The sequence below is a fragment of the Rhizobium sp. BK312 genome (genome assembly GCF_014193605.1).
GTDB lineage: Bacteria > Pseudomonadota > Alphaproteobacteria > Rhizobiales > Rhizobiaceae > Rhizobium.
Genome location: NZ_JACHZP010000014.1, coordinates 81,458 through 99,986, shown reverse-complemented (window position 1 = coordinate 99,986; position 18,529 = coordinate 81,458). Strand labels below are relative to the sequence as shown.

The following is an 18,529-nucleotide window of genomic DNA, read 5'->3' as shown; positions in this document are numbered from 1 at the left end:
TCGGGCTTATAGACCCTACCTCCGAACCAAGTCAACACTCATACTGTAAAAATTCTGACATTTTTGTAAGGGATTGATTTTAAACGGGGTTTTGTCTTAGTGGACGGAAGGGAGGGGAAAGTTTTCCTCAGCAGCCTTAAAAATCTTGTCCAGATGGTCAAATTTTGCTCGGAGCAGCTAAATACGAGCGCCTTCCCTCTATATGCATCCTCCCGTCCAGCAAAACCCGTCTCGTCGAGCAACCGGACGGTGCCTCGGGCTTCCGTGTAACCTATTGGCCCCAAGCCTTAGAAAGGCCGAGATTTTCCATGAGGTTTCTGCTATGGTTTGAGGCAGATAAAAAGGGAAGGGAGGAAACAATGCATACAACAAGACCGGAAAGCATCATCGAAGTCAGCTTCGACAGCGCCAGTGGCCGCCGCGCGCTCGGTATTATGAGCATGCGCCAGGCATTGGATCTGCCCGACCTGCCGAGCTTTACCTATACGCATCCCGATCCGCAGAAAGCAGCCGCCGGCATCGTCTTAAACCGGCAAGAGCTGCAGAGATTCCTGACCTGTCATTGAGCAGGCCGCTCCGCGCAAGGAGACGATCGCGTACCAGTGCGATCGGCTGACAGGCGTGCCTATTTCACGCTGCCTTTCTTTCCATCATCATCGGCGGCAACAGGACGACGGCATTCAATCCGCCTCCTTCGCGATCTTCCAGACAGAGCGTGCCGCCATGCGCATCGAGGATCTGGCGGACGATCGCCAAACCAAGCCCGCTGCCTCCGAGATCACGGTTGCGCGATTCCTCCAGCCGCACGAAGGGTTCGAGAACCTCCTTGCGCCGCTCTGCGGGAATACCCGGTCCGCGATCGCCAACGATGATGGCATCCTGATCACCGCGGCGCCCGACGACAATATCGGCCCGGCCGCCATAGCGCAGCGCATTGTCCATGAGATTATCAAGCACTCGAACGAGAGCAGTCTCCGTCATCGCGACGGCAATCGGCTGCCCGATCGGCATGAAACCCACCAGGCCCTGGCCGTCCTGCCGCTCGGCGAGGTGACCCTGGATGGCAGCGTCGAGATCGACAATGGTCTTGCCGTCCGAGATGACGGTGCTGCGGGCAAAGCCGAGCGCATCCTCCACCAGCCGCTGCATGGCCTCGACATCGGCGATCGCCCGCTCGCGATGCGGCGTTTCCGGCATCATCTCCATGCGCAGACGGAAGCGAGTGAGGTAGGTCCTCAGATCGTGCGAGATCGCTCCGAGAATAAGGGTGCGGTTGCTGACGAGCGCGGCGATGCGCAACTGCATGGCGTTGATCGCCTTGATCAGCAGGCGCAGCTCGCAGGCGCCTCTTTCGGGAATATGAACCGGCTGCAGACCATTGCCGATCGAGTTGACGGTTCGCGACAGGCGCGTCAGGGGCCGGGTTTCCCGCGCTACGGCGGCAATGGCGATGACGGCGACCAGCATGCCGAGGATGCCGGCGATGAGGCCGATGGGAATGCCGTTCAATCGCACCGTCGGCGTTTCGGGCAGGTTGAAGACTGCGATCTTGCCGCCGGCAACGCCGATCGACACCTCAACGATCCTGTCCGGCGCACCGACGGAGAACCAGCCCTGCGGCTTTTCCGAAAGCGAGCGCATGTTGAAATAGCGATTGCCGAGCGCGATCGCGGCAAATTCGCGGGCGAGCTTGTCGGTAAGCGTCAGATTGGAGGCCTCCTCCCGACCCGGAGCCGGCGGATCGGCCAGGTGGATCGCCAGGCCATTGGCATTCAGTGCCCGCACGGCTGCCTGTTGCGCCTCCGGCGGAATGGCATCTAGAAGACGGATCGCGGTCTTCACTTGCTTGGCGGGCGACCGCTCCGGATTGAACGGCGTATCCGGCTTCAGCTGTGCGGCCGCGAAGGCCGCAAGCTGAATGATGAACAGCGCCACGGCCACAATCATGATGATGCGGGCGACCAGACCGAGTTTCAGCATGGTTCAGACATCCTTCACGTCCCTTGTAAGGAGATAGCCGGCATTGCGCACCGTGGTGATGATCTGAGCGCCATCAGGCAGGCAATGGCCGAGCTTGGTGCGCAGGCGGGAGACCGTAACATCGATCGTCCGGTCGAAAGGATCGGCGCCACGGCCGCGCGTCCAGTCGAGCAATTGCTCGCGCGACAGCACGCGGCGCGGTCTTTCGAGGAAGCAGACGAGCAGATCGAACTCGGCGGTCGTCAGATGAACGACGCGCTCGCCATCCATCTCGATCACCCGGCCGTCGAGATCGACGATCAATCCGGCGAAGCTTTTGCGCCGTGATGGAATGCCGGCATCTTCCGGCCGCTCCGGGCCGGAGCGGCGGAGAATGGCGCGGATGCGTGCCAGGAGCTCGCGCGGGTTGAAAGGCTTGCCGAGATAGTCATCGGCGCCCATTTCGAGGCCGAGAATGCGATCGATATCTTCAGTCTTCGCCGTCAGCATCAGGATAGGCACCTTGCTGCGGGTGCGGATGCGCCGGCATGCGGAGAGACCATCTTCACCCGGCAGCATCAGATCGAGGATGATCAGATCGGGGAACCCCTTGGATAGAATGCGATCCATAGCTGCGGCGCTGTCGGCGGCCTGCACGGCAAAACCTTCACGGCTCAGGAACTCCTCCAGGAGCGCCCTAATCTCGCGGTCGTCTTCGACCAGAAGCAGCGATGCGGAAACCATGGCTCTTCCATGCGGGGCGAGAGGCGGTTTTGGCAACAGGGAAACGACCGACGTTACAAACTGTAACAAATTTCCCTTCTTTTGAAAAATCCCAGCAAAAGAAGCGATGCAGTTTCTCCGCAGCCGGATCCCTCCGGAGCGAATGTCGGCAGCTTCGTTGCCGCCTACCCGACCCCATCGCCCGCTCCGGCCCGCGACAGGGCTCGCATCCACGAAATGCGAGCCCTGTCTGCTTTTCCAAACCGCCGATCCTTTTCGACAATGCGGGTTTGCGTCCTGCTCGCCGCCGTGCGAAAGGATTGACCTTCACCGACGGCAATGTCGGGCCAGGGAAACATGCTCATGAGGCAGGACGGTTGAGCCAAAGGCAATCACCGCAGAGATCCGGCAAAGCGACAAGGCGCACCCCAGAGCCGGAGGGCAAGCGCGTGACCTTGCCGCGGGCGCTTTCGAAGCTTGGCTATTGCTCGCGCACGCAGGCGGAAGCGTTGATCGTGGCCGGCCGCGTGACCGTGGACGGCCGCCTGATCTCCGATCCTGCCATCTGGGTCGATCTGGAGCATTCGAAGTTCGCGGTCGACGGCATGGAGATATCAGCCGAAAAGAAGCTCTATTTCATGCTGAACAAGCCGCGAGGGCTGGTGACGACGCGCGACGATCCCGAAGGACGGCCGACCGTTTATGATTGCCTGAGGGAGATCGATGCCCGCCATCTCGCACCCGTCGGCCGCCTTGACAAGGCGAGCGAGGGATTGCTGCTCTTCACCAACGACACGGTATTGGCGCAGGCGCTGCTCGACCCCGTCAGCCATGTTGGCAAGGCCTATCATGTGCAGGTCGACCGCATCATGGACCTGGAACAGCTGGCACGCATGGAGCGTGGCATCGTCGACGATGGTGAACTCCTGACCGCGAGCTCGGCCCGGCTGCTGCGCAGCGGCGACCGCAACAGCTGGATCGAGGTGGAGCTGAAGGAAGGGCGTAATCGCCAGATCCGTCGCATGCTGGAAGCGCTTGGCATCGAATGCCTGCGGCTGGTGCGCGTTGCCTTTGGCGATATCGCGCTTGGCGATCTGCCGAAGGGCGGCGTGCGCGCCTTGACCGAGGCCGAAATCCTGAGCTTGCACCGGCGCGCCGGAATGAAAGTCAATCGGTAAGGCTGAGCGCGATGCAACCTCATGACTTCTGGCAGGAGCTGGATGCGCCGGGCACCTTCGATCCAATGGCGAAGCGTGCGGATTTCTACGTAGCCGAGCTGCCGGATGGGCGGCAATTGCGGCTGCCGATCCGCGTGCTCGCCGACGGCGAACATGCGCTGGCGTCGCTGATCGTCAATCAGGCAAGCTTCACCGTGTTGGACGCTCTTGCGGAGACGCTTGCGAAGCGAATGGCAGCATATGATATCGATGTCGTCGCCGGATTGCCGACGCTCGGACTGACGCTGGCGGCGGCAGTGGCCCGCGCACTCGGCCATACGCGCTACGTGCCGCTCGGAACATCGCGTAAATTCTGGTACCGCGAGGAGCTTTCGGTCCCGCTCTCCTCCATCACCACGCCAAACCAGGAGAAGCGCCTCTATATAGACCCGCGCATGCTACCACTGCTGGAAGGCAAGCGCGTCGCGTTGATCGACGATGTGATCTCCAGCGGCGCCTCGATCGTTGCAGGTCTTTCTCTTTTGACGTCTTGCGGTATCGAGCCCGTGGTGATCGGCGCGGCGATGCTGCAATCCGAACGCTGGCGGGATCGTGTCGATCCAGGCGGCAAGCGTTGGAGCGAGAAAATCATCGGCGTGTTTTCGACGCCTATCCTCGAGTGGAGTGGAAGCGGCTGGCGTCGGCCGAGCTGACCGCATCTTGCTGTTGCGGCCATGCGATGGAAGGCAAATTGCATATTATATATGTGAAAACCGTTCCGCTTCCGGCCGCAATACGCTAAGGGTCCGCTCAAGAAGCATCCGTCGGGCGGATGCACGAGCCTGTTGGTGGACGCGTTGCGAACTCTCTCCGAAGCCTATTTTCCGGAATTGCCCAACTACTATCGCGGCAAGGTGCGCGAAAATTACGATCTGCCCGACGGCAGCCGCATCATCATCAGCACCGACCGATTGAGCGCGTTCGACCGCATCCTCACCTGCATTCCCTATAAGGGCCAGGTGCTGACGCAGACCGCCCGCTACTGGTTCGAGCAAACACGCGACATCTGCCCCAACCACGTGATCGACTATCCCGACCCGAACGTGGTGGTCGGCAAGCGGCTGAATATCCTGCCTGTCGAGGTCGTCGTTCGCGGCTATCTCGCCGGCACCACCGGGACCTCGATCCTGACGCTCTACAAGAAGGGTCAGCGCGAGATGTACGGCATCACCCTGCCGGATGGCATGCGCGACAACCAGATCCTGCCGCAGCCGATCATTACCCCGACCAGCAAGGAATTCGACGGCGGTCATGACGAGCCTCTGACGCCGAAGCAGATCGTCGAGGGCGGGCTTCTGACACAGCAGCAGTGGCAGACGCTGACGAATTATGCTTTTGCCCTGTTCGCGCGCGGACAGGAAATCGCCCGCAAGCGGGGGCTGATCCTCGTCGATACCAAATATGAGTTCGGGACCGATGAAAACGGCACCATCATCCTTGCCGACGAAATCCACACCCCCGACAGCAGCCGCTATTGGCTCGCCGACAGTTACGAGGACCGCTTCAAAAACGGTGTGCGCCCCGAAAGCTTCGACAAGGATTTCGTGCGGGCCTGGGTCACGGAGCGCTGCGATCCCTATAAGGACGAGATCCCGGAAATTCCACGGGAGTTGGTCGAGGAGACGTCCAAGGTCTATATACGCGCCTATGAAGCGATCACAGGCATGACTTTCGTGCCCGATGATCGCGGCGCGACGCCGCTTGACCGGGTTCGCGCAAGCCTCGTCCGCTATTTCCCTTAGGAGACCGTTTGAACGGTCGTTTCGCTGAATGGGTATGCCGAAGCTTCCCGGAAGTTGCGGCAGCGGCGAAGTTTTGCGCCATTCGCACCCCTTGATTGTGGATGCGAGGGTATGTTTTTTGCAACACTTTAGATTTTTTTTACCGACAAGCTGATATTTCGCCCGATCCCACATATGTTCGCTGCCGAGAATTCGTAAAAGCCACTGTGCTATTGCAAAACTCGTTGCTAGATTGACGCCGACCGCTTCGGGTCGTTGTTTGTGTTGCGTAAGACTGGAGCGCCGGCATATGGGGTCAAGCCGATCCCGAAAAACACTGATCAGTAAATTGAATTGTGGGACAAAGTGATGGTTTCCATTCGTACTGCCGCCCCCGCCCTGCTGCTTGTTTTGGCAGGTTGCGTCAGCGGCCCAGACCATAAGCCACCGGAAATGCCTCTCCCGGCCAAATTCTCGGAGGGCGGTACGAAGGCGAACGGCGATATCGCCGGCTCGCAATGGTGGACCGCTTTCGGCGACGCCAAGCTGAATGCCTTCGCCACACAGGGACTTGCCCAGAACTTAACCATCCAGCAGTCGCTGGAACGCATCAACCAGGCGGAAGCTGCCGTCGTCACAGCAGGTGCAGGCGGTCTCCCAAGCCTCACCGTGTTAGGTGACAATACGACAAGCGGCCAGAAGGGTGGCTCGAGGGTATCCAGTTCCGGTGGCCGACGGAATACGACGACGGGAACCGCTTCGGCTTCCTGGCTGCTCGACCTCTGGGGTCAGTATCGCCGCGCTACGGAAAGCGCCAATGCTTCGGTCGACGCCGCCTATTCCAGCGTCGACGTTGCACGCCTGACATATCTGCAGGATCTCGCCAACAGCTATGTCAATGCCCGCTATTACCAGAGGCTCATCTCGATCGCGCAGGAAAACCTGAAGTCGCGGCGCGATACGCTTTCGCTGACCAAGTTCCAGCTCGAAGCCGGTGCAGCTTCCCGCCTCGACGTGGTTCAGGCGGAAGGCCTTGTCAACCAGACGCTGGCGCTGGTACCCGGTTATGAAATCAGCTATCGCCAGCAGGTGCACCACATCGCGACGCTGCTGAACGTTCCTTCGTCGACCATCATCGCGCAGATGCAGGGCGGCGGCAGGCAGCCGGTGTTCCGCGGCAGCGTCCGCACCGGTGTTCCGGCCGACCTCATCCGCAACCGTCCTGATATTCGCGTTGCAGAGCGTCAGCTTGCTGCCTCGACGGCCCAGATCGGTGTGGCGGAAGCCAAGCTCTTCCCGTCGATCACCCTCAGCGGTTCGATTTCGCCGACCTATATCCATACATCGGCAGCGAGCGGCGGCCTGACCACCTGGTCCTTCGGCCCATCGCTGAATCTGCCGATCTTCGACGGCGGCGCCCTGCGCGCCGGCGTCAAGAGCGCCGAATCGACAAGCCGCGAGAACTATCTCGCCTGGCAGCAGACGGTTCGCTCCGCGATCGAAGACGTGGAAAACGCTCTGTCGGCAGTTGCCCGTGATGCTCAGACGGTCGCGGCGTTGCAGGCTCAGGTCAAGTCCTATCAGGAAGCCCTGCAGCTCTCGACAGCAAGCTACAAGGACGGTGCATCCTCTCTGCTCGACGTTCTCGACGCACAGCGCAACGTGACCGCTGCCCAGCAAAGCCTGGCACAGGCCATTCAAGCGAGCGCTCTCGACTACATCTCGCTGAACGTCAACATCGGCGCAGGCTATGTGCCCGCCGATAGGGCGATCGCGGCCGCAGGACCGACCAGAGCCAAGGCCGAGGCCATCAAGGTCGCGGCCAAGAAGGCGATGTAAGCCTATAGCCTGGGCTGTAGCACGGCCTTACCGCTTGAACTCGAAAACCGCCGCAGGGATCTGTGGCGGTTTTTCTTTTGGGCGCACGGAGATGGCTAAAATGAAAATGGCGCGCTCCGCTTCCGCAAGAACACGCCATCGCCAAAAACAAAAAGGCCGGAATGACCCGGCCTTTCGCCATCCGCCTTCACATCAGTGCCAGTACATCCGTGGTCAAAGGTAAGGGCGGAACTGCAGCCAGATTGATCATGAAAGGTCAACGAAGAGTTAACGCCACTTTCATGATAACGGACGAAACGGCTCGCTTTCCAGCGCGCCAGCGCCCATCGGCTGCATGACTGAAGCGTATATGAGAGGGCAAGGTGGCAATTTCAAGGCCGCATTGTTGTTTCTGCCAGAAACCTTCTAAAGCAGCCCGGCAGCCTTTATCGAAAACCTTAACGCCTTTTCGGTTCGAACTGGCGCGTTCAAGCTGTATTCATGCAAATGCTTCTACAATACATGCACAGATTGAGGAGGCACTTAGGATTCCTATCAGATCCCGTGCATGGAGAAGCCTTTATCTTGTCGAAGTTGGCTAGTGTTACCAAAGAGCGCCGGGGTAGGCGCATGATTGTGAACAAGCGCCGGGGCGGCGAAGTGCGCGAAAGGGAGAGTGATTTATGAAATTCAAGGTTCTCGCGGCGAGTCTACTGACAGCGCTCATGGCGCTGCCAGCCATTGCGGAAGCGGCGGAAGGCTTTGCCACGGCAAACGTCAACATGCGGTCAGGCCCAAGCACTGCCTATCCGGCTGTCACGATGATTCCGGTCGGTGTGCCCCTTCAGATCAATGGCTGCCTCAATGATACGCCGTGGTGCGATGTCTCCTTCTACGGTGGCCGCGGCTGGGTTGCAGGCCGCTATATCCAGGCGACCTATCAGTCGCGCCGCATCTATGTCGACCGGCAATATTACCGGCCGCTCGGTATTCCGACAGTGGTGTTCAATTTCGACGACTATTGGGGTCGCTATTACCGCGGCCGCGACTTCTACCGCGATCGCGATCGCTGGCGCCGCGGCCCTGGCTGGGGCGATCGGCGGCCCGACAGCGGCTGGGACCGCCGCAATTCTCCGGGCTGGGACCGCGGCTCCGGCTGGAATGATGATCAGGATGGCAACTGGGACCGCCGTCCTGATCGCAATCGCGACTGGAATGACGGACAGGATCGCAACTGGGATCGCCGGCCCGATCGTGATCGTAACCGCGATTGGGACAGACAACGCGACGGCAATCGCGACTGGGGCGGACAGCGCCCGGACGACAACCGGGACTGGAGTAACCGGCCAGACCGCCAGCGCGACAACAACCGTCCGGACAATAATCGCCCGGACAACCGCCCGCGCCCGGAACCGCAGCAGGCTCAACCGCAACCACAGCCGCAGCAGCCACAGAACAATCCGCGGCCGAATGCAAGCGACCCGGGACCTTATAGCCCTAACCACAGAGATCCATGCCCCGCGTCGGAGCCCAATTGCCGGATGTCGGTTAGAGGCTCGAACCGCTGACGGCGGGCCCTGCGACCACCTGAAAAGCTAAAAGGCCGGCGACTTTGAAAGTCGCCGGCCTTTTTGGTGAAGTGCATTGCCTCCCAGAAGAATGCGCTCCCATGCGGGAGCTTCACTCAGAAGATGATTTCACGGAAGAGCACGCGCCCAAAACTCTCGACTTCTGCCGTGCTTTCGCCGGTTCGCAAGGTTCGGACAGTTAATCCGATGGTAGCGGTATGCTTCAATGCATCTTTAGACGCGCTTCCCGAGTCGCCGAAATGAACATCTCGCGCGCTTCTTCGGCAGACTTGCGGCCGTCAATGGCAGCCCGGCAAAGGCTTCGAGCCGCCACATAGAGGGGACCGCGGCGGTCGGGCCATAGATTGGCCATGCAATTAAGGGCCTCGGAAGGGCCTGTCACGACCTGGAACCTATCCTGAGCAAAACCGATCTCGATCGGATTGCTCCATTTGATGTGTCGCATGAACACTCCTCCTCACGCGCTACCAATTGCTTGGAACCGTCGATCAAGACGGCCACATGACAATACTATAACCTTGTTCAAAGCATTCGAAAATATGGAAGATTGCTTGTTGTGCGCGAAGTATCGACGCAGCCTCATCCGATACGAGTGCGACTCATCCGATACGAGTGCGATAGTATCCCCAAATTGCAGGGGAACACCGGCGGCCTACTTTTCACGCGCGATCCGCCTCGCCTCATCCGGAGAGAAGCCGGCACGGCGCGCAAGCCGCTCGAGGCCGAATATCCGGTCGATCTGGTCCACCAGCCACAGTTCGAAACGTTTCCACATTGGCTCAGCCTCCTCCGCTGCGATCCGTCGATCGCAGCGGCTCACGATGAACATCGCACTGGCCAACCACTTTATTTCAACGGAATTGGGGCGGCCGCTGCGCGTTGGAGAGCAATTCCTGCTTCGTTGCGAAGTCGCCGAACAGCTTTTTCAGCCGGGCTTCCTCCTCCTTGCAAATCCGGTGGCGTCGGACGAAATCCTCGACGCTCCAGACCTCGCGCAGCTTGCTCTCTTCGATTTGCTCTATCTTCAGTAATGAAGTCATGGGCTCGCCCTCTTTGTTTTTATGACACGATAATGCTCAGAGTGGCGAAAAGTTCCTTGCGCCCCCGCGGTTGCAGGGCGAGATCGCCGCCATTGCGGGGCGGAATGTTCTTAATCCCTCCTTAAATCGCCGCATTTACAATTCAGGCGGGATTTGATGTCTTCAGAAGAGGCGCGAACCAAGGCGGGTTGCTTTACCTCGATCGTCCATTGGCTGAAAGATCGCTACCGCCAATGCGATCAGCCTGATAGAAGGCATGGAATACAAGGGCACCGAGGTACGACCGGCCGGCAATGGCAGATAAGAAAAAATCACGCCAGAGGATAGAACCATCCTTTTCCAGCGGCCGGGAACGCATCGAGGACGGATTCAATGCCGGCGAGCGCATCATCGGCAACAGGCGCTCGGCCAAGAAATATTCATCTTCTTCCAAAACATACTACGAAGAGCCGGAACCCGACGACGATGACGACGAGGATGAGCCCGTGGTCGAAAAGCCTCGCCGCACTCGTGCCCGTAGCCGCCGCAAACCGGCACGCCGTGCGCGGCCGCGGCGCGGCTTTTTCGGCTTTATCCGTTCGACGATCTACTGGGGTCTCGTACTCTGCCTCTGGGCCGGTATCGGCCTCGCCGGGCTCGTCGCCTACTATGGCTCGCGCATGCCGAGCGCCAGCACCTGGTCGATCCCGGAGCGGCCGCCGAACGTCAAGATCAACGGTCTCGACGGAACCCTGATCGCCAATCGCGGCACCACGGGCGGCGAGGCCGTATCGCTGAGCGAGATGTCGCCCTATATTCCCGAGGCTATCGTCGCGATCGAGGATCGGCGCTTCTACTCGCATTTTGGCTTCGATCCGATCGGCCTTGGCCGCGCGGTAGTGACGAATATCGTGACGGGACATGCCGTTCAGGGCGGCTCGACGCTGACGCAGCAGCTTGCCAAGAACCTCTTCCTGTCGCCGGACCGCACGCTGGAACGCAAAGTGCAGGAAGTACTGCTGGCGCTGTGGCTGGAGCACAAGTACACAAAGGATCAGATCCTGACGATGTACCTGAACCGCGTCTATTTCGGCTCCAACGCCTATGGCGTCGAGGCCGCCTCGCGGCGCTACTTCAACAAATCGGCCAAGGACGTCAATCTCGGCGAGGCCGCCATGCTCGCCGGCCTGGTCAAGGCGCCCTCGCGGCTGTCGCCCGCCCGCGATCCTGCCGCCGCCGAGGCGCGCGCGCAACTCGTGCTGCAGGCGATGCAGGATCAAGGCTTCATCACCGAAGCCGATACCAAGACGGCGATGTCCCAGCCGCCGACACGATCGAAGAGCTACTGGAGCGGCGCCGAGAATTACGTCGCCGACATGGTCATGGACCAGCTACCGAAGCTGATCGGCGGCGATGTCAAGGAAGACCTGATCGTGGACACCACGCTCGACATGTCGCTGGAGGAGAAGGCAGAGAAGGCACTCAGCGATATGCTCGAAAAGGAAAGCAAGAAGCTGAACGCATCGCAGGCCTCACTGGTTTCCGTCGACGCGACAGGCGCCATCCGTGCTCTCGTCGGCGGCCGCGACTATGCACAGAGCCAGTTCAATCGCGCGGTCACCGCCAAGCGCCAGCCGGGCTCCGCTTTCAAGCCGTTCGTCTATACCGCAGCGCTTGAGATGGGCCTGACACCCAATTCCATCCGCAACGACATGCCGGTCAAGATCGGCAACTGGGCGCCTGAAAATTATGAACAGCGCTATAGCGGCCCCGTCACGCTTGCCACCGCGATCGCGCATTCGCTGAACACCGTTGCCGCGCAGCTCGTCGCCGAAGTCGGGCCGGATCAGGTCATCAAGGTCGCCCGCAGGCTCGGCATCGAATCGGATTTGCAGGCCAATGCCTCGATCGCGCTTGGCACGTCCGAAGTGTCGCTGCTGGAGCTGACCTCCGCCTATGCCACCTTCATGAACGGCGGTTTCAAAGTAGCCCCGCATGTCGTCACCAAGGTAACGACCGCCTCCGGCAAGGTGCTATACCAGGCCAATACAGACAATCCGGAGCGCGTACTCAACCCGGATATCGTTACGAACATGAACGCCATGATGGCCGGTGTCATCACTAACGGCACCGGCAAGACAGCACGCATTCCAGGCTGGCAAGCGGCCGGCAAGTCGGGCACGACGCAATCCTTCCGCGACGCGCTGTTCGTCGGCTTCACCAGCCACCTGACCACAGGCGTCTGGTTCGGCAATGACGACGGCAAGTCGATGCGCAAGGTGACGGGCGGCGGTCTGCCGGCAAAGGCGTGGAAGGAATTCATGGTCGCCGCCCACAAGGGCATTGCGCCGACGCCGATCTTCGGCGGCGGCCAGATCATCGACAACGGCCTGCCGATGGCGCAGGCAGGACCGAACGGCGACCAGCCGACCACCATCGGCAACATCATCTCCGGCGTCGCCAATGGCGGACAGCCGATGCAGCAGCCGACCTTGCAGCAAAGGCCGTCGCAACAGCCGATCCAGCCGCAGGTTGTCAACCAGGCCTCCGCGAACGACGACCCGCAGGACCTGCCGCCGGCAAATCTGGCCGACGACACCAACCCTTACAGCTCCAATCGATATGACAGCGATATACCGCCCGCCGATGTCGGCGATGGCGGCGCTCCGATCGCCACGGCGCGGCCGCACCGCTCGTCGCTGCTCGATGTCATCCTGGGGCGATAAAATCGCAATTTCGCCCTCACAGCACTGCGCGTCATATAGGCGCGCTAAGGTCACTGCGGCACTTTGGACCTGCTGCAGAATTTTATTCTTAAATCGATCCCGATTTAGAGAATTATGCAGTAGACGCTTGCATGGCCGCAGCAAGGCTGCTCTGATACGCGGTCGCGTCAAATCCTGAGGTCCCCGGCGCATATGGGGCATGTGGAATTTGAGCGACAAACCATTTGTTTTGCTGGATTTCGGGCCATTTCCTGCCTTGCAGTCAGTAAAACCGCTACTTATATACGCGGCATCACCGCAGTCATGGCTGCGCAATCCTCAAGACCATCCCGTAAGGGGCTGTCAATGGAATGCCTGACAGGGGTTCCGATAGCTTGCTTCAAGGAGAGAATGACATGGCAAAAGTAATTGGTATCGACCTTGGAACGACAAATTCCTGCGTCGCCGTCATGGACGGTAAGGACGCAAAAGTGATCGAAAATGCCGAAGGCGCCCGGACGACCCCCTCCATGGTTGCCTTCACCGACGATGGTGAACGTCTCGTCGGCCAGCCGGCCAAGCGCCAGGCTGTCACCAACCCCACAAACACCCTCTTCGCTGTCAAGCGCCTCATCGGCCGCCGCTACGAAGATCCGACCGTCGAGAAGGACAAGCACCTTGTTCCCTTCAACATCGTTCGGGGCGACAATGGCGACGCATGGGTAGAAGCCAACGGCAAGGGCTATTCGCCCGCCCAGATTTCCGCAATGATCCTTCAGAAGATGAAGGAAACCGCCGAATCCTATCTCGGCGAAAAGGTCGACAAGGCCGTCATCACAGTTCCCGCATACTTCAACGACGCTCAGCGCCAGGCAACCAAGGATGCCGGCAAGATCGCCGGTCTCGAAGTTCTGCGCATCATCAACGAGCCGACGGCTGCAGCCCTTGCTTACGGCCTCGACAAGAAGGACGGCAAGACCATCGCCGTTTACGACCTTGGCGGCGGCACCTTCGATATCTCCATCCTGGAAATCGGCGACGGCGTCTTCGAAGTGAAGTCGACCAACGGCGATACCTTCCTCGGCGGTGAAGACTTCGACATGCGTCTCGTCGAATATCTCGTTGCCGAGTTCAAGAAGGACAATGGCATCGATCTCAAGGGTGACAAGCTTGCCCTGCAGCGCCTGAAGGAAGCTGCCGAGAAGGCCAAGATCGAACTGTCGTCCGCACAGCAGACCGAAATCAACCTGCCCTTCATCACGGCAGACGCCACCGGCCCGAAGCACCTGACGCTGAAACTGACCCGCGCCAAGCTGGAAAGCCTGGTCGACGATCTGGTTCAGCGCACCATCGCTCCGTGCAAGGCAGCCCTCAAGGATGCCGGCGTTACCGCCGCCGAAATCGACGAAGTCGTTCTCGTCGGCGGCATGAGCCGCATGCCGAAGGTACAGGAAGTCGTCAAGCAGCTGTTCGGCAAGGAGCCGCACAAGGGCGTCAACCCGGATGAAGTCGTCGCGCTCGGCGCCGCTATCCAGGCCGGCGTTCTGCAGGGCGACGTCAAGGACGTTCTGCTCCTCGACGTGACCCCGCTGTCTCTCGGCATCGAAACGCTGGGCGGCGTCTTCACCCGTCTGATCGAACGCAACACGACGATCCCGACGAAGAAGTCGCAGACCTTCTCGACCGCTGACGACAACCAGTCGGCCGTAACCATCCGCGTCTCGCAGGGCGAGCGCGAAATGGCTGCAGACAACAAGCTGCTCGGCCAGTTCGACCTCGTCGGCCTGCCGCCGGCACCGCGTGGCGTTCCGCAGATCGAAGTCACCTTCGATATCGACGCCAACGGCATCGTCCAGGTTTCGGCCAAGGACAAGGGTACCGGCAAGGAACAGCAGATCCGCATCCAGGCTTCCGGCGGTCTTTCCGACGCCGACATCGAGAAGATGGTCAAGGATGCCGAAGCCCATGCTGCCGAAGACAAGAAGCGCCGCGAAGGTGTCGAAGCCAAGAACCAGGCCGAAAGCCTGATCCACTCCAGCGAGAAGTCGCTGAAGGATTACGGCGACAAGGTCACCGAAGCCGATCGCACCGCGATTTCCGACGCGATTGCAGCGCTGAAGGCGGCAACCGAAGCTTCCGAACCGGATGCCGAAGACATCAAGGCCAAGACCCAGACGCTTATGGAAGTTTCCATGAAGCTCGGCCAGGCGATCTATGAGTCGCAGCAGGCGGAAGCCGGTTCCGGCGATGCCTCGGCAGCAGGCGGCAAGGACGATGTCGTCGATGCCGACTACGAGGAAATCAAGGACGAAGGCGACCATAAGCGGTCTGCATAAGCGCGAACCGAAAGGTTCTAGGAGACTTAAATCCGGCTGCCTTCGGGGCAGCCGGAAATCCATTTCCGGGGTCTAGTCCTTAATGGCAAAAGCGGATTTTTACGAGACATTGGGCGTCTCAAAAACAGCGGACGAGAAAGAGCTGAAGAGCGCCTTTCGCAAGCTGGCGATGCAATTTCATCCGGACAAGAACCCGGACGACAGCAATGCCGAGCGGAAGTTCAAGGAAATCAACGAAGCCTACGAAACGCTCAAGGACCCGCAAAAGCGCGCAGCCTATGACCGCTACGGCCATGCAGCCTTCGAGCATGGCGGCATGGGCGGCGGTGGCGGCTTCGGAGCCGGTTTCGGCGGCGGCGGTTTCTCCGATATTTTCGAGGATATTTTCGGCGAGATGATGGGTGGCGGACGCGCGCGCGGACGCTCGTCCGGCGGACGCGAGCGCGGCGCCGATCTTCGCTACAATATGGAAATCTCGCTCGAGGAAGCCTTCAGCGGCAAGACGGCGCAGATCCGCGTTCCGACCTCGATCACCTGCGACGTCTGTTCCGGCTCGGGCGCCAAGCCCGGCACGCAGCCGAAGACCTGCGGCACCTGTCAGGGTTCCGGTCGGGTGCGCGCTGCGCAGGGCTTCTTCTCCGTCGAGCGCACCTGCCCGACCTGTCACGGTCGCGGCCAGATCATTCCCGACCCCTGCACCAAGTGTCATGGCCAGGGCCGCGTGACCGAGGAGCGTTCGCTCTCCGTTAACATTCCCTCGGGCATTGAGGACGGCACGCGCATCCGCCTGCAGGGCGAAGGCGAAGCGGGTCTCCGCGGTGGGCCCTCGGGCGACCTCTATATCTTCCTCTCCGTCAAGCCGCATGAGTTCTTCCAGCGGGACGGCGCCGATCTCTATTGTGCCGTGCCGATCTCGATGACGACGGCGGCGCTTGGCGGCACCTTCGATGTAGCGACGCTCGATGGCACGAAATCGCGCGTCAGCGTTCCCGAGGGAACCCAAGTCGGCAAGCAGTTCCGCCTGAAGGGCAAGGGAATGCCGGTGCTGCGCTCCAGCCAGGTCGGCGATCTCTACATCCAGATCCAGATCGAGACGCCGCAGAAGCTGACCAAGCGCCAGCGCGAACTGCTGCAGGAGTTCGAGCAGATCTCCTCGAAGGACAACAATCCCGAATCGACGGGCTTCTTTGCCCGCATGAAGGATTTCTTCGATACGTTCAGCGACTGATTCGCCAAGCAAAGCTGTTTCACATGAATCCGGCCGATGATTCGGCCGGATTTTTTGTTTCTAAGAACGAATCACTCATATCTTTCGAATCACCCCCAGGTCAGGGGATCGAGCCGGAGATAAAAAGCGAGACGCTCGCGGTCCGGCTCGGCGATCTCAAGGGTTTCGAACAGGATCGAAAAGGCTCGTTCGCCTTGTTCAGGCATCGCCCAGCTCTCCTCGGCATTGGCCATCATCAGCGAGAGATCGACATAGCGATCCGCCTTCCCTGCGCGGCCAAGATCGATAAGGCCAATGCATTGCAGACTATACGGATCGATCATGAAATTGGGCATGCAGGCATCGCCATGGCAGAGAACCCTATCGATGACCTCCTGATCGAACCGAAGCAGCAGGTCGCGCTCGACGCGATGAAGCAGTTCGCGGGCTGGCCTATCCTGATCCTCCGGCGGCAGGAAATCCGGGTTTACGGCATCTCGCGAAACTATATCCTCTGCCTTTGCGAACATCAGCGACAGGCTGCGATCGAAGGGGCATCGATTGATCGGCTGCTCGTGAAGAGATTTCAGCTGCCACACCATCGATGGCCAGGCCTTCAGCAGCGCATCTCCATCCAGCTCGGCTGCCGGTACGCCGGGAATTGCTGTCATGATCAGGCACGCGCCCTCCTCTACCTGGTGCCAATCAATGACTTCAGGCACGGGGATGCCCTTGCCCTGTAGCCAAAGCAGCCGATCACGCTCCCCAGCGAGTTCTGCCGACCGGGCTGACGTTGCGATTTTCGCGTAGGCGAGACTATCCTCGCGTCGATAGACGAGATCCCCCGATTCGCCCGCCTTTATGCGTGTCCAACCGACATGCGTATGCGCGAGCAACGCCTTTGCAAATTCCAATTGGTACCCCCATCACTTAAAAACTTATCCGAGCATGGCGATATGGAGAGCGCGGTCTGTGAGTGCCAGAGCCTAACTGTCGCCATTGCACTTTCGTCGAGAACGGAGAAAAGCTGCAAAAACCTTGCACTCCTGCAGGGTTCGGCATACGCCTCGGCCGTCGATTGCGAATCTTAAGGACCCATGCCGAACAAGGTTTCCATCTCGCGCCTGAAGCTGACCGACTTCCGCAATTATGCGGCGGCGGCGTTGACGCTTGACAAGCGGCATGTGGTGCTGACCGGCGACAACGGCGCCGGCAAAACCAATCTCATGGAGGCGGTCTCGCTTCTTTCGCCTGGCCGCGGCCTGCGCCGCGCGGCCTATGCCGATGTCACCCGGATCAATGCGGCAGGCGGATTTTCGATCTTTGCCGAGCTCGAAGGCATGGAGGGTGCCGTCGAGATCGGCACCGGCATTGATACGACCGACGAATCAGCCGCCCGCCGGCTGCGAATCAACGGCACGCCGGCCAAGACCGTCGACGAGCTGACCGATCACCTGCGCGTTCTCTGGCTGACGCCGGCGATGGATGGCCTGTTTACCGGCGGCTCCTCGGAGCGGCGCCGCTTCCTCGACCGGCTGGTACTATCTCTTGATCCCGCGCATGGCCGCCGCGCCAGCGATTTCGAGCGCGCCATGCGCAGCCGCAACAAGCTGCTATCCGAAAACCGGTTCGATCCCTCCTGGCTCGGCGGCATCGAGGAGCAGATGGCGAGCCTCGGCATCGCCATGGCGATCGCGCGGCAGGAAATGCTCGGTCTCCTCTCGCGGCTGATCGCCGAAACGCGCGAGACGACACCGTTCCCCTCGGCGGCGCTCGCGCTTTCCGGCTTTCTCGAGGGCCAGTTCGACCGGCCGGCCGTCGATCTCGAAGATGCCTATGCCGATATGCTGCGCGAGGGGCGTTACCGCGACGCCGCTGCCGGCCGCACGCTGGACGGACCGCACCGGGCCGACCTTTTGGTGCGGCATCGCGAAAAGGACATGGAGGCGGAACGCTGCTCCACCGGCGAGCAGAAGGCACTTCTCGTCGGCCTTATCCTTGCTCATGCGCGGCTCGTCGGTAACCTGACGGGCTATGCACCAATCCTGCTGCTCGATGAAATCGCCGCCCATCTCGACGAGGGACGGCGTGCGGCGCTCTTCGATCTCATCGACGGGCTCGGCGGCCAGGCCTTCATGACCGGCACCGATAGGTCGATGTTCTCGGCCCTTGGCGAGCGTGCGCAATTCTTTACCGTGGCGCATGGCGGCATTACGAAATCCTAGCGCCTCCTTC

Annotated in this window: 16 protein-coding genes; 10 read left to right on the top strand and 6 right to left on the bottom strand. The window is 60.4% G+C overall.

The window, feature by feature from the left end:
* The first annotated feature begins 359 nt into the window (after positions 1-359).
* Positions 360-566 (top strand): hypothetical protein, encoded by a 207-nt coding sequence (locus tag FHT85_RS28635; RefSeq protein ID WP_112338926.1) that lies wholly within the window; start codon positions 360-362, stop codon positions 564-566.
* 64 nt (positions 567-630) lie between these two features.
* On the opposite strand, the gene FHT85_RS28630 is transcribed toward FHT85_RS28635, so the two are convergent.
* Together FHT85_RS28630 and FHT85_RS28625 are read right to left on the bottom strand one after the other, a co-directional pair.
* Entirely contained in the window at positions 631-1,980 is a 1,350-nt protein-coding gene (locus FHT85_RS28630; RefSeq protein WP_112338925.1) for an ATP-binding protein, read from the bottom strand.
* 3 nt (positions 1,981-1,983) lie between these two features.
* Complete coding sequence (locus tag FHT85_RS28625; RefSeq protein WP_015338318.1) at positions 1,984-2,703, bottom strand: response regulator; 720 nt, start codon at positions 2,701-2,703, stop codon at positions 1,984-1,986.
* 356 nt (positions 2,704-3,059) lie between these two features.
* Here FHT85_RS28625 and FHT85_RS28620 point away from each other — a divergent pair, with 356 nt between their 5' ends.
* From FHT85_RS28620 to FHT85_RS28600, 5 genes are all read left to right on the top strand, one after another.
* A complete protein-coding gene (locus FHT85_RS28620; protein WP_112400346.1) occupies positions 3,060-3,860 on the top strand; it encodes a pseudouridine synthase in 801 nt (266 codons plus the stop codon).
* Between the two features lie 11 nt (positions 3,861-3,871).
* Positions 3,872-4,552: a phosphoribosyltransferase gene (locus FHT85_RS28615; protein WP_112412282.1), complete on the top strand. Its 681-nt coding sequence runs from the start codon at positions 3,872-3,874 to the stop codon at positions 4,550-4,552.
* Between the two features lie 144 nt (positions 4,553-4,696).
* Positions 4,697-5,641 carry a phosphoribosylaminoimidazolesuccinocarboxamide synthase gene (locus tag FHT85_RS28610; protein WP_112412286.1) on the top strand — a complete coding sequence of 315 codons (945 nt, stop codon included), beginning with the start codon at positions 4,697-4,699 and terminating at the stop codon, positions 5,639-5,641.
* Between the two features lie 348 nt (positions 5,642-5,989).
* Positions 5,990-7,459 carry an efflux transporter outer membrane subunit gene (locus FHT85_RS28605; protein WP_112412281.1) on the top strand — a complete coding sequence of 490 codons (1,470 nt, stop codon included), beginning with the start codon at positions 5,990-5,992 and terminating at the stop codon, positions 7,457-7,459.
* 662 nt (positions 7,460-8,121) lie between these two features.
* Entirely contained in the window at positions 8,122-9,006 is an 885-nt protein-coding gene (locus FHT85_RS28600; protein ID WP_112412280.1) for an SH3 domain-containing protein, read from the top strand.
* A gap of 223 nt (positions 9,007-9,229) precedes the next feature.
* Here the strand turns inward: FHT85_RS28600 and FHT85_RS28595 are convergent, their stop codons facing one another.
* The 3 genes from FHT85_RS28595 to FHT85_RS28590 form a co-directional block, all read right to left on the bottom strand.
* Complete coding sequence (locus FHT85_RS28595; protein WP_112338919.1) at positions 9,230-9,472, bottom strand: DUF982 domain-containing protein; 243 nt, start codon at positions 9,470-9,472, stop codon at positions 9,230-9,232.
* Between the two features lie 207 nt (positions 9,473-9,679).
* Positions 9,680-9,802 carry a hypothetical protein gene (locus FHT85_RS30895; RefSeq protein ID WP_257714005.1) on the bottom strand — a complete coding sequence of 41 codons (123 nt, stop codon included), beginning with the start codon at positions 9,800-9,802 and terminating at the stop codon, positions 9,680-9,682.
* Positions 9,803-9,878: 76 nt separating this feature from the next.
* On the bottom strand, positions 9,879-10,067 hold the full coding sequence (locus tag FHT85_RS28590) for a hypothetical protein (protein WP_112338918.1): 189 nt from the start codon (positions 10,065-10,067) through the stop codon (positions 9,879-9,881).
* Positions 10,068-10,360: 293 nt separating this feature from the next.
* On the opposite strand from FHT85_RS28590, the gene FHT85_RS28585 reads away from it, so the two are divergent.
* From FHT85_RS28585 to dnaJ, 3 genes are all read left to right on the top strand, one after another.
* Positions 10,361-12,772 carry a transglycosylase domain-containing protein gene (locus FHT85_RS28585; protein ID WP_112412279.1) on the top strand — a complete coding sequence of 804 codons (2,412 nt, stop codon included), beginning with the start codon at positions 10,361-10,363 and terminating at the stop codon, positions 12,770-12,772.
* Between the two features lie 395 nt (positions 12,773-13,167).
* The gene (gene dnaK / locus FHT85_RS28580) at positions 13,168-15,087 is read left to right on the top strand and encodes a molecular chaperone DnaK (protein ID WP_112338916.1); all 1,920 of its coding nucleotides are present in this window, start codon (positions 13,168-13,170) and stop codon (positions 15,085-15,087) included.
* A gap of 82 nt (positions 15,088-15,169) precedes the next feature.
* A complete protein-coding gene (dnaJ, locus tag FHT85_RS28575) occupies positions 15,170-16,315 on the top strand; it encodes a molecular chaperone DnaJ (protein ID WP_112338915.1) in 1,146 nt (381 codons plus the stop codon).
* A gap of 89 nt (positions 16,316-16,404) precedes the next feature.
* On the opposite strand, the gene FHT85_RS28570 is transcribed toward dnaJ, so the two are convergent.
* Entirely contained in the window at positions 16,405-17,208 is an 804-nt protein-coding gene (locus FHT85_RS28570; RefSeq protein WP_112412278.1) for an APH(3'') family aminoglycoside O-phosphotransferase, read from the bottom strand.
* Positions 17,209-17,391: 183 nt separating this feature from the next.
* Here FHT85_RS28570 and recF point away from each other — a divergent pair, with 183 nt between their 5' ends.
* On the top strand, positions 17,392-18,519 hold the full coding sequence (gene recF / locus FHT85_RS28565) for a DNA replication/repair protein RecF (RefSeq protein WP_112412277.1): 1,128 nt from the start codon (positions 17,392-17,394) through the stop codon (positions 18,517-18,519).
* The last annotated feature ends 10 nt before the right edge of the window (positions 18,520-18,529 follow it).

What these genes read in the sequence shown, in the direction of transcription:
- dnaJ (WP_112338915.1), top strand. Translation starts at nt 15,170, where the DNA reads ATGGCAAAAGCGGATTTTTACGAGACATTGGGCGTCTCAAAAACAGCG.
- FHT85_RS28585 (WP_112412279.1), top strand. Translation starts at nt 10,361, where the DNA reads ATGGCAGATAAGAAAAAATCACGCCAGAGGATAGAACCATCCTTTTCC.
- FHT85_RS28635 (WP_112338926.1), top strand. Translation starts at nt 360, where the DNA reads ATGCATACAACAAGACCGGAAAGCATCATCGAAGTCAGCTTCGACAGC.
- FHT85_RS28600 (WP_112412280.1), top strand. Translation starts at nt 8,122, where the DNA reads ATGAAATTCAAGGTTCTCGCGGCGAGTCTACTGACAGCGCTCATGGCG.
- FHT85_RS28590 (WP_112338918.1), bottom strand. Translation starts at nt 10,067, where the DNA reads ATGACTTCATTACTGAAGATAGAGCAAATCGAAGAGAGCAAGCTGCGC.
- FHT85_RS30895 (WP_257714005.1), bottom strand. Translation starts at nt 9,802, where the DNA reads ATGTGGAAACGTTTCGAACTGTGGCTGGTGGACCAGATCGACCGGATA.
- FHT85_RS28615 (WP_112412282.1), top strand. Translation starts at nt 3,872, where the DNA reads ATGCAACCTCATGACTTCTGGCAGGAGCTGGATGCGCCGGGCACCTTC.
- FHT85_RS28630 (WP_112338925.1), bottom strand. Translation starts at nt 1,980, where the DNA reads ATGCTGAAACTCGGTCTGGTCGCCCGCATCATCATGATTGTGGCCGTG.
- FHT85_RS28605 (WP_112412281.1), top strand. Translation starts at nt 5,990, where the DNA reads ATGGTTTCCATTCGTACTGCCGCCCCCGCCCTGCTGCTTGTTTTGGCA.
- dnaK (WP_112338916.1), top strand. Translation starts at nt 13,168, where the DNA reads ATGGCAAAAGTAATTGGTATCGACCTTGGAACGACAAATTCCTGCGTC.
- FHT85_RS28595 (WP_112338919.1), bottom strand. Translation starts at nt 9,472, where the DNA reads ATGCGACACATCAAATGGAGCAATCCGATCGAGATCGGTTTTGCTCAG.
- recF (WP_112412277.1), top strand. Translation starts at nt 17,392, where the DNA reads ATGCCGAACAAGGTTTCCATCTCGCGCCTGAAGCTGACCGACTTCCGC.
- FHT85_RS28625 (WP_015338318.1), bottom strand. Translation starts at nt 2,703, where the DNA reads ATGGTTTCCGCATCGCTGCTTCTGGTCGAAGACGACCGCGAGATTAGG.